Raw genomic sequence first — 12,656 nt, forward strand, 5'->3', positions numbered from 1 at the left:
CACGCGGAAGGGGCCCGGAACCGCATCGGTTCCGGGCCCCTTCACCGCTGCCGGGGTTACTTCGGCTGAGGCTTGCGCACCGTCAGGTGCAGCTCCTTCAGGCGGGCCTCCTCCAGCTCGGTCGGCGCGCCCATCATCAGGTCCTGGGCGTTGCCGTTGAGCGGGAAGGCGATGGTCTCGCGGATGTTGGGCTCGTCGGCGAGGAGCATGACGATGCGGTCCACGCCGGGCGCGATGCCGCCGTGCGGCGGGGCGCCGAAGCGGAACGCGCGGAGCATGCCCGCGAACTTCTCCTCGACCGTCTCGCGGTCGTAGCCCGCGATCTCGAACGCCTTGAGCATGATCTCCGGCTCGTGGTTCCGGATCGCGCCGGAGGACAGCTCGACACCGTTGCAGACGATGTCGTACTGCCAGCCCAGGATGTCCAGCGGGTCCTGGGTCTCCAGGGCCTCCAGGCCGCCCTGCGGCATCGAGAACGGGTTGTGCGAGAAGTCGATCGCGCCGGTCTCCTCGTCCTTCTCGTACATCGGGAAGTCGACGATCCAGCAGAAGCGGAAGACGTTCTCCTCGAAGTGACCGGCGCGCTTGGCGGCCTCGACCCGCACCGCGCCCATGATCTTGGAGACCTCGTCGAACTCGCCCGCGCCGAAGAACACCGCGTGGCCGGCGGTCAGCGAGAGCCGCTTGGTCAGCTCGGCGATGTTCTCCTCGGTGAGGAACTTCGCGATCGGGCCGGTCAGCGAGCCGTCCTCGCCGACGCGCACCCACGCCAGGCCCTTCGCGCCCTGGGAGACCGCGTAGTCGCCGAGCTGGTCGAAGAACTTGCGCGGCTGGCCGGAGACGTCCGGCACCGGCAGGGCGCGTACGTGCTTGCCGGCGAAGGCCTTGAACTCCGAGCCCTCGAAGATGTCGGTGATGTCGACGAGCTCCAGCTGGGCGCGCAGGTCCGGCTTGTCGGAGCCGTACTTCAGCATCGCCTCGCGGAACGGGATGCGCGGGAACGGGGACGTCACATGACGGCCGTTGCCGAACTCCTCGAACAGCTCGGTCATCAGCTTCTCGATCGGCTGGAAGACGTCCTCCTGCTCGACGAAGCTCATCTCCACGTCGAGCTGGTAGAACTCGCCCGGCGAGCGGTCCGCGCGGGCGTCCTCGTCACGGAAGCAGGGCGCGATCTGGAAGTAGCGGTCGAAGCCGGAGATCATCAGCAGCTGCTTGAACTGCTGCGGCGCCTGCGGCAGCGCGTAGAACTTGCCCGGGTTCAGACGCGAGGGGACGACGAAGTCACGGGCGCCCTCCGGGGAGGTGGCGCTCAGGATCGGCGTCGCCATCTCGTTGAAGCCCAGCGCCGTCATCTTCTGGCGGATCGCCGAGATGACCGACGTACGCAGCAGGATGTTGCGGTGCATGCGCTCGCGGCGCAGGTCCAGGAAGCGGTACTCCAGGCGCCGCTCCTCGTTGACACCGTCCTCGGCGTTGATCGTGAAGGGGAGCGGGGCGGCGGCGCCCAGCACCTCGACCGCGGAGACCTCGACCTCGACCTCACCGGTCGGCAGCTCGGGGTTGACGTTCTCCGTGCCGCGCGAGACGACCTTGCCGTCGACGCGGACCACGGTCTCCTTGGAGAGCTTGTCCAGCGCGTCGTACGCCTCGGTGCCCGGGCGGGCCACGAGCTGCGTGATGCCGTAGTGATCGCGCAGATCGATGAAGAGGATGCCGCCCAGGTCGCGCCGATTGTGCAGCCAGCCACTCAGCCGGACGTCGGTGCCGACGTCAGAGGCGCGGAGCTCGCCGCAGGTGTGGGACCTGTACCGATGCATCGTCGTTCATCCAGCCTTCGCGGATCGGGGTCGTCGTTTCACGTGAAACTCCCCCCAAGCCTACCGGCCGGCCCAAGATCGCTTCTCCGTCATTACCGGCCGGACGCAGTGGCAGTTTTCGACACCATCTTCATAAAGTGGTCCAATGCGTACTGGTGACCCCCTGCCCGCCCTGGGGGACGTCCTCGCCGCCCTCGACACCGGCCTGTGGCACTGGGACACCGCTGCCGGGCTGGTCACGGTCGACGCCGTGACGGCACGGCTGCTCGGGCTGCCCGCGGAACAGATCACCCTCACGGAGGCCCAGATCCGCGCCCGGCTGCACCCCGTCGACTGGAACGAGATCACCGGAGTGGTCCAGCTCGCCGTCGCCGAGGGCACCCTCGCCGAGGTACGGATCCGGATCATGGACGACCAGAACCGGGTCGTCCGGGTGGTGCGCAGCCGCTCCAAGCCCTCCTTCGACCGCGCCCGCAAGGCGTATGTCCTGACCGGCAGCCTCCAGGAGGTCACCGAGCCCGCGCCGGGCACGCCCGCCGGGCGCAGCGCGGTCACCGGCGACTGGCGGCGCTCCCGGGAGGCGTTCCTGCTGGACGCGGGCCGGGCGCTGGCGGAGGCGAGGTCGACCCAGGAGGTGCTGCGGGTCGCGGCCAACCTGTCGATGCCGGGCTTCTCACCGGACGGACTGGCCGTGTTCGGCGTGGAGGGCGACCGGCTCACGATCATCGGCCACCACGGGCACGAGCCCGGTTCCGACAACCCGTTCACCTACATGCCGCTGGACACGGACTACCCGGCCGCCGAGGTGGTGCGCACGGGCCGCGCGGTCTACCTCTCCTCCCCGGAGCAGTACAAGGCCCGCTACCCGCTCACCTGGCCGCTCGCCCAGCGCTTCGGACGGCAGTCCTGGGCGTTCCTGCCGCTGACCGCGTCCGGCCGCACGATGGGCGCCTGGCTGGCGGCCTTCGCCTACCCGGTCGCGTTCACCCCCGACGAGCGTTCCGTGCTGACCACGGTCGCCCGGATGCTGGCACAGGCGCTGTCCCGCGCGGGCACCGCCGAGAGCGAGCGGGAGTTGAGCGAGGGCCTGCAGCGCACGATGCTGCCGAAGCTCGGCCCGAGCATCCCGGGCATGAGCATCACCGCCCGCTACGTCCCCACCGGCGGCGGCCTGCAGGTCGGCGGCGACTGGTACGACGTGATCCCGCTGCCCTGCGGACGGTTCGCGCTGGTCATCGGGGACGTCCAGGGCCATGACGTGCGGGCCGCGGGGCTGATGGGCCAGCTGCGGATAGCTCTGCGGGCGTACGCCTCGGAGGGGCACCGCCCCGACGCCGTACTGTCCCGCGCCTCCCGCTTCCTGCACGGGATCGGCGAGACGGACCCCGCCGAACTGCGCTTCGCGACCTGCCTGTACGTCGAGGTCGACCCGGTGAGCGGAGTGCTGGAGGCCGCCCGCGCCGGGCACCCGGAACCGGTGATCCGCATGGCCGACGGAACGGTGCTGGCCCGGCCGACGGCGGGCGGACTGCCGCTGGGCATCGATCCGGACGCCGACTATCCGACCACCCGGTTCGTCCTGGAGTCCGGCGAGACGATGCTGGTCTGCACGGACGGGCTGATCGAGACCGGCGGCCACGACCTGGAGACCGGCTGGCAGCGGCTGCGCGCCCTCCTGGAGGAGCACAAGGGCACCCAGGAGGAACTGGCCGACGCCCTGGTCCAGGCGGTGCACGGCCCCTCCTCGCACCACACCACCGGCCCGCTCGCCGACCGCCGCGAGGACGACATCGCCATGATGCTGCTGTGCCGGCAGGGCGAGGGGTGCGGCTGCGGCGCGGAGACGGACACGGTACGGCCTCCCGTGCGCCGCACGATGCTGACGGTGGCGCAGGCCGAGCCCGAGCGCGTCTCGGTGGCCCGGCAGCAACTGCGCGAGCTGCTGCACGACTGGTCCTCGCCGGACCAGGTGGACTCGGCGGTGCTGCTGCTGTCGGAGATGCTCACCAACGTCCTCGTGCACACCGACACCGACGCCCTGCTGCTCGCCGAGGTCACCGACGGGCCGGACGGCCGCCGGATGCGCGTCGAGGTCACCGACTCCGGCGACGACCTGCCGCACCTGCGCAGACCGGGCGAACTGGCGTCCTCCGGACGCGGCCTGGTGCTGATCGAACTCCTCTCCCACGCCTGGGGCATCGCCCCGCGCGGCACGGGCAAGAGCATCTGGTTCGAGCTGTACGAGACGGAGGGGGCCGGTCCCCGCTGAACGGAGACGACCTGAACGGGCTCCCCTCCCGCCGTCCGCCGCAGCGTCTTCCGCATCCGGCGCCCGCCCCTCGGTGCCCTGCCCCTCTCGTTCCCGTCCGGACGACGTCCGGCCGCCGACGGACACGATCGTGTCCGTCGGCGGCCGGGATCACTGCCGGTCGCGGGCGGTCTTCGGGCACCGTCGTCGCCGAGGGCCAAACCGCCCGCGGTCAGCCGGTCAGGCCTCCTGCGGGCCCTTCTCCGACATGCCGTGCACGGCGGGGACCGTTCCGAGCCGGCCCTTCTGGAAGTCCTCGAAGGCCTGCTGGAGCTCGTCGCGGGTGTTCATCACGAACGGGCCGTAGTGGGCCATCGGCTCACGGATCGGCTTGCCGCCCAGCAGGACGACCTCCAGGTCCGGGGTGTGCGCGTCCTGCTTCTCGTCCGCGCGGACGGTCAGCGAGGAACCCGCGCCGAAGACCGCGGTCTGCCCCAGCCGGATCGGACGCCGCTCGGCACCGACCGACCCGCGCCCGGCCATGACGTACGCGAGGCCGTTGAACTCCTCCCGCCAGGGCAGGGTGATCTCCGCGCCCGGTGCCAGCGTCGCGTGCACCATCGTGATCGGCGTGTGCGTGACGCCGGGACCCTCGTGGCCGTCCAGCTCACCGGCGATGACGCGCAGCAGCGCGCCGCCGTCGGGGGAGGTGAGCAGCTGGACGCTGCCGCCCCGGATGTCCTGGTAGCGCGGCGCCATCATCTTGTCCTTGGCGGGGAGGTTCACCCACAGCTGGAGCCCGTGGAAGAGCCCGCCGGACATGACGAGCTGCTCCGGCGGCGCCTCGATGTGCAGCAGACCGCTGCCGGCCGTCATCCACTGGGTGTCGCCGTTGGTGATGGTGCCGCCACCGCCGTGGCTGTCCTGGTGGTCGAAGATCCCGTCGATGATGTAGGTGACGGTCTCGAAGCCGCGGTGCGGGTGCCAGGGCGTTCCCTTCGGTTCCCCCGGCGCGTACTCCACCTCGCCCATCTGGTCCATCATGATGAACGGGTCGAGATGGCGGTAGTTGATCCCGGCGAACGCCCGGCGCACCGGGAAGCCCTCGCCCTCGAAACCGCTCGGCGCGGTCGTGACGGTGAGTACGGGGCGTGCCACGGCGTCGGCGGACGCGGTCACGCGGGGCAGCGTCAACGGGTTCTCGACGGTCACTGCAGGCATGTCGGTACCTCCTCGGGTACGCCCACTTTAGTTGAGCGTTGAACTTCTTGCCACCCCGAACAGAGAAAACCCGGAGGGAATTCCCTCCGGGCTCGGCATCAGGAGCGGCACGGGTCAGCCGTCCGCGCGGCCATGGCTTCAGCCGTACATACGGCGCATCGCGAACTCGACCATCTGCTCCACGGCCTTCGCGTCGAACACCATCCGGTGCTCGCCCTCCATGTCGAGCACGAAGCCGTACCCCGTGGGCAGCAGGTCGATCACCTCGGCGCCGGTGATCACGAAGTACTTGGACTCCTTGCCCGCGTACCGCCGCAGCTCCTTGAGCGAGGTGAACATCGGGATCACCGGCTGCTGGGTGTTGTGCAGGGCGAGGAATCCGGGGTTGTCACCGCGCGGGCAGTAGACCTTGGAGGTGGCGAAGACCTGCTGGAAGTCCTCGGCCGCCATCTGTCCGGTGGTGAACGCGCGCACCGCGTCGGCGAGCGAGGGCGCGGACGGCTCCGGATACAGCGGCGCCTGCTGACCGTACCCGCCCTGCATCTGCTGCTGCGGCGGGACGTAACCCTGCTGTGCCCCTGCGCTCTGGTCGTAGCCGTACATGCCGCACAGACTACTGATCCGGCGGGAGGGCTGGGTCACAGATGTCCGGATCGGGGTTGCTTCTTATTACCGACGGGTAGCATCATCGGAGCTACTTGCCGGTACGTGAATCACGTGAATCAGTTGCGAGGAGTCAGTGCCTCGCCGATACCTCTCTAACGGAGCCGTCGCCATGGGGCACTACAAGTCGAATCTCCGCGACATCGAGTTCAACCTCTTCGAAGTACTCGGGCGCGACAAGCTGTACGGCACGGGTCCGTTCGACGAGATGGACGTCGACACCGCGAAGAGCATCCTCGACGAGCTGACCCGGCTCGCGGAGAACGAGCTGGCCGAGTCCTTCACGGACGCCGACCGCAACCCGCCGGTGTTCGACCCCGAGACCAGCACCGCGCCGGTCCCGGCGTCCTTCAAGAAGAGCTACCAGGCCTTCATGGACTCCGAGTACTGGCGCCTGGGCCTGCCCGAGGGCATCGGCGGCACGACGGCTCCCCCGTCGCTGATCTGGGCGTACGCGGAGCTGATCCTGGGCGCCAACCCGGCCGTGTGGATGTACTCCTCCGGTCCGGCCTTCGCCGGGATCCTGCACGACGAGGGCAACGAGACGCAGAAGAGGATCGCGCGGATCGCCGTCGAGAAGCAGTGGGGCTCCACCATGGTCCTCACCGAGCCGGACGCCGGCTCGGACGTGGGCGCGGGCCGCACCAAGGCCGTGCAGCAGGAGGACGGCTCCTGGCACATCGAGGGCGTGAAGCGGTTCATCACGTCCGGTGAGCACGACATGTCGGAGAACATCCTCCACTACGTGCTGGCCCGTCCCGAGGGCGCCGGACCCGGCACCAAGGGCCTGTCCCTCTTCCTCGTCCCGAAGTACCTCTTCGACGTCGAGACCGGCGAGCTGGGCGAGCGCAACGGCGTCTACGCCACCAACGTCGAGCACAAGATGGGCCTGAAGGCCTCCAACACCTGCGAGATGACCTTCGGCGACCGGCACCCCGCCAAGGGCTGGCTGATCGGCGACAAGCACGACGGCATCCGCCAGATGTTCCGCATCATCGAGTTCGCCCGCATGATGGTCGGCACGAAGGCGATCTCCACGCTGTCGACGGGCTACCTCAACGCGCTGGAGTACGCCAAGGAGCGCGTCCAGGGCCCCGACCTGGCGAACTTCATGGACAAGAGCGCGCCCAAGGTCACCATCACCCACCACCCCGACGTGCGCCGCTCGCTGATGACACAGAAGGCGTACGCGGAGGGCATGCGCGCCCTGGTGCTGTACACGGCGTCGGTGCAGGACGCGATCGCGGTGAAGGAGGCGGCGGGCGAGGACGCGAAGTCCGAGCACGCCCTCAACGACCTCCTCCTGCCCATCGTCAAGGGCTACGGCTCCGAGAAGGGCTACGAGCAGCTCGCCCAGTCGCTGCAGACCTTCGGCGGCTCCGGCTTCCTGCAGGAGTACCCGATCGAGCAGTACATCCGGGACTCCAAGATCGACACCCTGTACGAGGGCACCACCGCGATCCAGGGCCAGGACTTCTTCTTCCGGAAGATCGTCCGCAACCAGGGCGCCGCGCTGAACTCGCTCGCCGAGGACATCAAGAAGTTCCTGGCGCTCGGCGAGGGCGGCGAGGAGCTCGGCACGGCCCGCGAGCACCTGGCCAGGGCGGCCGTCGAGCTGGAGGCCATCGTCGGCCTGATGCTCACCGACCTCGCGGCCACCGAGCAGGACGTCAGGAACATCTACAAGGTGGGCCTGAACACCACCCGCCTGCTGATGGCCTCCGGTGACGTGATCGTCGGCTACCTGCTCCTCAAGGGCGCGGCGGTCGCCGCCGAGAAGCTCCCGACGGCCTCCGCCAAGGACAAGGCCTTCTACACCGGCAAGATCGCCGCGGCGAAGTTCTTCGCGGCCAACGTCCTGCCCGGCGTCACCCTGGCCCGCAAGGTCGCCGAAGGCGTCGAGCTGGATCTGATGGACCTGGACGAGGCGGCGTTCTAGCCCCTTCCGGGACCTCCCGGGACCCTCCCGGACCTCCCGGGACAGACCCCACGAGATCCAGCCGGACCCCGCCCGAGGGCCCGCTCCCGCACAGGGAAGCGGGCCCTCCCGCTCGTTAAGGTGAACCCCATGAGCGCACCCTCCCGCTTCGATCGCGGCCACACCGACGACCTGATGTCCTTCCTGGCGGCGAGTCCCACGCCGTACCACGCCGTGGCGAACGCCGCCGAGCGGCTGGAGAAGGCGGGCTTCCGGCAGGTCGCGGAGACGGACGCCTGGGACGGGTCGTCGGGCGGCAAGTACGTGCTGCGCGGCGGCGCGATCATCGCCTGGTACGTCCCCGAGGGCGCGGACGCGCACACCCCCTTCCGGATCGTCGGCGCCCACACCGACTCCCCCAACCTGCGCGTGAAGCCCCGGCCCGACAGCGGGGCGCACGGCTGGCGCCAGGTGGCCGTGGAGATCTACGGCGGGCCGCTGCTCAACTCCTGGCTCGACCGCGACCTGGGCCTGGCCGGCCGGCTGTCCCTGCGTGACGGCTCCACCCGCCTGGTCGACGTCGACCGTCCCCTGCTGCGGGTCCCCCAGCTCGCCATCCACCTGGACCGCTCGGTCAACGCCGACGGCCTCAAGCTCGACAAGCAGCGGCACATGCAGCCGGTGTGGGGCATGGGCGACGATGTGCGCGACGGCGACCTGATCGCCTTCCTGGCGGAGACCGCCGGGATCCCGTCCGGCGAGGTCACCGGCTGGGACCTGATGGTCCACTCCGTCGAGCCGCCCGCCTACCTGGGCCGCGACCGCGAGCTGGTGGCCGGTCCGCGCATGGACAACCTGCTCTCCGTGCACGCCGGCACGGCCGCGCTCGCCGCCGTGGCCGGCCGGGGCTCCGCCCTCTCCCACATCCCCGTCCTCGCCGCCTTCGACCACGAGGAGAACGGCTCCCAGTCCGACACCGGCGCGGACGGCCCGCTGCTCGGCGGCGTCCTGGAGCGTTCGGTGTTCGCGCGCGGAGGCTCGTACGAGGACCGGGCGCGTGCCTTCGCCGGCACCGTCTGCCTCTCCTCCGACACCGGTCACGCCGTCCACCCCAACTACGCGGAACGGCACGACCCGACGCACCACCCGCGCGTCGACGGCGGCCCCATCCTCAAGGTGAACGTCAACAACCGCTACGCCACGGACGGTTCCGGTCGGGCGGTCTTCGCGGCGGCCTGCGAGAAGGCGGACGTCCCCTTCCAGTCCTTCGTCTCCAACAACGCGATGCCGTGCGGCACCACCATCGGCCCGATCACCGCGGCCCGGCACGGCATCCGGACCGTCGACATCGGCGTGGCGATCCTGTCGATGCACAGCGCCCGCGAACTGTGCGGCGCGAAGGACCCGTTCCTGCTGGCGAACGCCCTCGTCGCGTTCCTCGACGGCTAGTCAACTGCCGTACGGCGCATGGGTGACGCCCGCCCGGGTACCCGGTTCGCACCGGAAACACCGGACAGGGAGGCGACACTCATGGGCCTCGGCGGATGCATCATCCTCATCGCCGTGGGAGCAATCCTCACGTTCGCGACCGACTGGGACATGCAGGGTGTCAACCTTGACCTGGTCGGCGTCATCTTCATGATCGTCGGTCTGATCGGCGTCGCGACCTTCAGCAGCATCGCCCGGCGCAGGCGGGTCGTGGTGCCCCCCGCCACCCCGGTCGTCGACGACACCACCCGCACCCGCGACGGGTACAGCGACGGGTACGGGGTCTGACCGGACATCTGCCACACCGAAGGGCGCGGGAGAGGAGTTCCCGCGCCCTTCTTCCTCGCCGCGCCGTCGTGGTGCGGCCGAGCAGCCCTCCGGCCGTCAGCCGAGCGCGTGCCCCGTCGTCGTGTCCACGTGGGCCGGGACCTCGTCGTGGCGGTCGCCGGTGGTGAGGGTGCCGGTGGGCTCGAAGAGGAGGATCGCGGTGGGGACGGGGGCGTAGGGCTTGTGCTCGACGCCGCGGGGGACCGTGAACACGGAGCCCTTCGGGAGGACGACGGTGCGCTCTCCGGACGGCTCACGCAGGGCGATGTGCAGTTCGCCGTCGAGGACGAGGAAGAACTCGTCGGTGTGGTCGTGCGCGTGCCAGACGTGTTCGCCCTCCACCTTGGCGACGCGTACGTCGTAGTCGTTGACGGCGGTGACGATGCGGGGGCTCCACTGCTCCGCGAAGGAGGCGAGGGCCCGGTCGAGGGAGAGGGGTTCCTGTGCCATGCCGTCAGCGTCGGTGATGCGCCGACACCGGGCCAGTGCTAGAAATCGCGCATGCCGCAAGGATCCTCTCAGCCCGCGCGCACCCACCGCGTCGCCGTGATCGTCGACGAGGGCACCAACCCGTTCGAGGTCGGCGTGGCCACCGAGCTGTTCGGGCTGCCCCGGCCCGAACTGGGAATGCCGTGCGCGCCGTACCGGGTGGCCCTGTGCACCCCCACGCCCGAAGTGCCCATGAACCACCGGTTCTTCACGATGACCGGCGTGGCGGGGCTGGACGCCGTGGACGAGGCGGACACCCTCGTCGTGCCCGGGCGGCCGGACAACGTCGTACCGCGCGGGGAGGCGGTCCTCGACGCGATCCGGCGCACCCACGCGCGGGGCGCCCGTGTCGTCAGCTTCTGCACCGGCGCCTTCGCCCTCGCCGAGGCGGGTCTGCTCGACGGGCGCCGCGCCACGACGCACTGGATGTGGGTGGACTCCTTCCGGGAGCTGCATCCGAAGGTGCTGCTGGAGCCGGACGTGCTGTTCGTGGACGACGGGGACGTCCTCACCGCCGCGGGCAGCTCCGCCGCGCTGGACCTGGGACTGCATCTGTGGCGCCGGGACCACGGGGCCGAGGTCGCCAACGCGGTCTCCCGGCGCCTGGTGTTCGCCGCGCACCGGGACGGCGGGCAGCGGCAGTTCGTGGAGCGTCCGGTCCCTCCGGTGCCGGACGAGTCGCTGGGCCCGCTGCTGGCCTGGGCTCAGGAGCACCTGGACGAGCCGCTGACGGTGGCGGACCTCGCGTCCCGCGCGGCGGTGAGCCCGGCCACCCTGCACCGGCGGTTCCGCGCGCAGCTCGGCACGACACCGCTCGCGTGGCTGACCGGTGAGCGCGTGGCGCTGGCGTGCCGGCTCATCGAGCGGGGGGAGCAGCGGCTGGACGTGGTGGCCGCGCGCAGCGGTCTGGGGACGGCGGCGAACCTGCGGGCGCGGCTGCGGCGCGAGACGGGACTCAGCCCGTCGGCCTACCGGCGGCGTTTCGGAACGCTCGGCGGGGAAGCCCTCGTGCCATGAGATTCCTTGTGCGGGACCGGATCCTCGGGATCGGGGACGACTACTGGATCGAGGACGACCACGGGAACAAGGTCTTCCTCGTCGACGGCAAGGCGATGCGGCTGCGGGACACCTTCGAGCTGAAGGACGCCGAGGGGCACGTCCTCATCGACATCCGGCAGAAGATGTTCGCCCTGCGGGACACGATGGTGATCGAACGCGGCGGGGAGCCGCTGGCGACGGTCCGGCGCAAACGGCTGTCGCTGCTGCGCAACCACTACCGGGTGGCGCTGGCGGACGGCGGCACCGAGCTGGACGTCAGCGGCCGGATCCTCGACCGGGAGTTCGCCGTCGAGTACGACGGCGAACTGCTCGCCGTGATCTCCCGGCGCCTGCTGACCGTACGGGACACCTACGCCGTCGACGTCGTGCGCGAGGACGCGGACCCGGCGCTGCTGATCGCGGTGGCGGTGTGCGTGATCCACCTGGCGGAGAAGGAGCGGGAGGAGTAGGGGGTGCCCGTGTCAGCGGCGGGGACGGTCCAGGCCCAGGACGCGGTCCTTGAGGGCCGGGAAGCGTTCGCGGGTGCCCGCCACCGTGGCCGGGTCGAAGTCGACCGTGAGGACCTCCTCGCCGGGGCCCGCCTCCGCCAGGATCTCCCCCCAGGGATCGACCACGATCGAGTGACCCGCCTGCGGAACCCCCGCGTGCGTCCCGGCCGTTCCACACGCGAGGACGAACGCCTGGTTCTCCACCGCCCGTGCCTGAGCCAGGAGCGTCCAGTGGGACCGGCGGCGCTCCGGCCAGCCCGCCGGGACGACGAGGGTCTCGGCGCCGGCGTCGACGAGACCGCGGAAGAGTTCGGGGAAACGGAGGTCGTAGCAGGTCGCCACACCGACGACGGTGTGCGGCAGACGGACGGTCACCAGTGCGTCGCCCGCCCCCATCAGCACGGCCTCGCCCTTGTCGAAGCCGAAGCGGTGGATCTTGCGGTAGGCGGCGGCCAGGTCACCGGAGGAGGAGAAGACGAGAGAGGTGTTGTAGAGGGTGCCGTCGGGGTCCCGTTCCGGGATCGATCCCGCGTGCAGCCACACGCCCGCGTCACTCGCGGCCTTGGCCATCGCCTCGAAGGTCGGTCCTTCGAGCGGTTCCGCCTCGTCGGCGAACCCCTCGTACGCGAACGCGCCCGTGGTCCACAGTTCCGGAAGCACGACGAGATCGGCCCCGGCCTGATCCCGTACCATCCCGGCGACCCGGAGCCGACGCGATTCGGTCGATTCGTCCTCGTTCACGGCGACTTGGAGCAAGGAAGCGCGCACACTACCACCGTCCTGGCATTCGGCCCGCGCACACGGGCCTACGATCGTCACACGAAAGCACTGCCGGGGTGCCTCACAGCAGCGTAACTTAGCGTCCCGAGACACCCGCCGAGTGCAGCCACCGCCCACTGGCACCGCCGCCACAACCTGCCCGTGTACCGACCGCC

At 70.4% G+C, this 12,656-nt stretch carries 11 protein-coding genes; 6 read left to right on the plus strand and 5 right to left on the minus strand.

What is annotated here, in order from left to right:
- Positions 1-56 precede the first annotated feature (56 nt).
- Positions 57-1,820 (minus strand): aspartate--tRNA ligase, encoded by a 1,764-nt coding sequence (aspS, locus tag KUM38_RS00970; protein ID WP_217127309.1) that lies wholly within the window; start codon positions 1,818-1,820, stop codon positions 57-59.
- Between the two features lie 145 nt (positions 1,821-1,965).
- On the opposite strand from aspS, the gene KUM38_RS00975 reads away from it, so the two are divergent.
- Complete coding sequence (locus KUM38_RS00975; protein WP_217127310.1) at positions 1,966-4,089, plus strand: SpoIIE family protein phosphatase; 2,124 nt, start codon at positions 1,966-1,968, stop codon at positions 4,087-4,089.
- A 219-nt stretch (positions 4,090-4,308) separates the two neighbouring features.
- Here the strand turns inward: KUM38_RS00975 and KUM38_RS00980 are convergent, their stop codons facing one another.
- The gene (locus KUM38_RS00980; protein ID WP_217127311.1) at positions 4,309-5,289 is read right to left on the minus strand and encodes a pirin family protein; all 981 of its coding nucleotides are present in this window, start codon (positions 5,287-5,289) and stop codon (positions 4,309-4,311) included.
- Positions 5,290-5,427: 138 nt separating this feature from the next.
- Positions 5,428-5,892: an SseB family protein gene (locus tag KUM38_RS00985; RefSeq protein ID WP_030856883.1), complete on the minus strand. Its 465-nt coding sequence runs from the start codon at positions 5,890-5,892 to the stop codon at positions 5,428-5,430.
- 172 nt (positions 5,893-6,064) lie between these two features.
- Between KUM38_RS00985 and KUM38_RS00990 the strand changes: the two genes are divergently transcribed.
- The 3 genes from KUM38_RS00990 to KUM38_RS01000 all read left to right on the plus strand — a co-directional run bounded on the left by KUM38_RS00990 (position 6,065) and on the right by KUM38_RS01000 (position 9,646).
- Positions 6,065-7,891: an acyl-CoA dehydrogenase gene (locus KUM38_RS00990; RefSeq protein WP_217127312.1), complete on the plus strand. Its 1,827-nt coding sequence runs from the start codon at positions 6,065-6,067 to the stop codon at positions 7,889-7,891.
- A 129-nt stretch (positions 7,892-8,020) separates the two neighbouring features.
- Positions 8,021-9,319 carry a M18 family aminopeptidase gene (locus KUM38_RS00995; RefSeq protein ID WP_217127313.1) on the plus strand — a complete coding sequence of 433 codons (1,299 nt, stop codon included), beginning with the start codon at positions 8,021-8,023 and terminating at the stop codon, positions 9,317-9,319.
- Positions 9,320-9,400: 81 nt separating this feature from the next.
- A complete protein-coding gene (locus KUM38_RS01000) occupies positions 9,401-9,646 on the plus strand; it encodes a DUF6458 family protein (RefSeq protein ID WP_217127314.1) in 246 nt (81 codons plus the stop codon).
- Positions 9,647-9,742: 96 nt separating this feature from the next.
- Here the strand turns inward: KUM38_RS01000 and KUM38_RS01005 are convergent, their stop codons facing one another.
- Positions 9,743-10,135: a cupin domain-containing protein gene (locus KUM38_RS01005; protein WP_217127315.1), complete on the minus strand. Its 393-nt coding sequence runs from the start codon at positions 10,133-10,135 to the stop codon at positions 9,743-9,745.
- Between the two features lie 51 nt (positions 10,136-10,186).
- Here KUM38_RS01005 and KUM38_RS01010 point away from each other — a divergent pair, with 51 nt between their 5' ends.
- Positions 10,187-11,191: a GlxA family transcriptional regulator gene (locus KUM38_RS01010; RefSeq protein ID WP_217127316.1), complete on the plus strand. Its 1,005-nt coding sequence runs from the start codon at positions 10,187-10,189 to the stop codon at positions 11,189-11,191.
- Positions 11,188-11,682 carry an LURP-one-related/scramblase family protein gene (locus KUM38_RS01015; protein WP_217127317.1) on the plus strand — a complete coding sequence of 165 codons (495 nt, stop codon included), beginning with the start codon at positions 11,188-11,190 and terminating at the stop codon, positions 11,680-11,682. Before KUM38_RS01010 ends, KUM38_RS01015 begins: the two co-directional genes overlap by 4 nt.
- A 12-nt stretch (positions 11,683-11,694) precedes the next feature.
- Here the strand turns inward: KUM38_RS01015 and KUM38_RS01020 are convergent, their stop codons facing one another.
- Positions 11,695-12,489 carry a carbon-nitrogen family hydrolase gene (locus KUM38_RS01020; protein WP_217127318.1) on the minus strand — a complete coding sequence of 265 codons (795 nt, stop codon included), beginning with the start codon at positions 12,487-12,489 and terminating at the stop codon, positions 11,695-11,697.
- Between the last annotated feature and the right edge of the window lie 167 nt (positions 12,490-12,656).

It is taken from the genome of Streptomyces sp. AC558_RSS880 (genome assembly GCF_019049255.1).
Classification (GTDB): Bacteria; Actinomycetota; Actinomycetes; order Streptomycetales; family Streptomycetaceae; genus Streptomyces.

Bases quoted from the DNA above. Each gene is read 5' to 3' on its own strand.
- KUM38_RS00985 (WP_030856883.1), bottom strand. From the start codon at position 5,892: ATGTACGGCTACGACCAGAGCGCAGGGGCACAGCAGGGTTACGTCCCG.
- KUM38_RS00980 (WP_217127311.1), bottom strand. From the start codon at position 5,289: ATGCCTGCAGTGACCGTCGAGAACCCGTTGACGCTGCCCCGCGTGACC.
- KUM38_RS00975 (WP_217127310.1), top strand. From the start codon at position 1,966: ATGCGTACTGGTGACCCCCTGCCCGCCCTGGGGGACGTCCTCGCCGCC.
- aspS (WP_217127309.1), bottom strand. From the start codon at position 1,820: ATGCATCGGTACAGGTCCCACACCTGCGGCGAGCTCCGCGCCTCTGAC.
- KUM38_RS01000 (WP_217127314.1), top strand. From the start codon at position 9,401: ATGGGCCTCGGCGGATGCATCATCCTCATCGCCGTGGGAGCAATCCTC.
- KUM38_RS01005 (WP_217127315.1), bottom strand. From the start codon at position 10,135: ATGGCACAGGAACCCCTCTCCCTCGACCGGGCCCTCGCCTCCTTCGCG.
- KUM38_RS00995 (WP_217127313.1), top strand. From the start codon at position 8,021: ATGAGCGCACCCTCCCGCTTCGATCGCGGCCACACCGACGACCTGATG.
- KUM38_RS01010 (WP_217127316.1), top strand. From the start codon at position 10,187: ATGCCGCAAGGATCCTCTCAGCCCGCGCGCACCCACCGCGTCGCCGTG.
- KUM38_RS00990 (WP_217127312.1), top strand. From the start codon at position 6,065: ATGGGGCACTACAAGTCGAATCTCCGCGACATCGAGTTCAACCTCTTC.
- KUM38_RS01015 (WP_217127317.1), top strand. From the start codon at position 11,188: ATGAGATTCCTTGTGCGGGACCGGATCCTCGGGATCGGGGACGACTAC.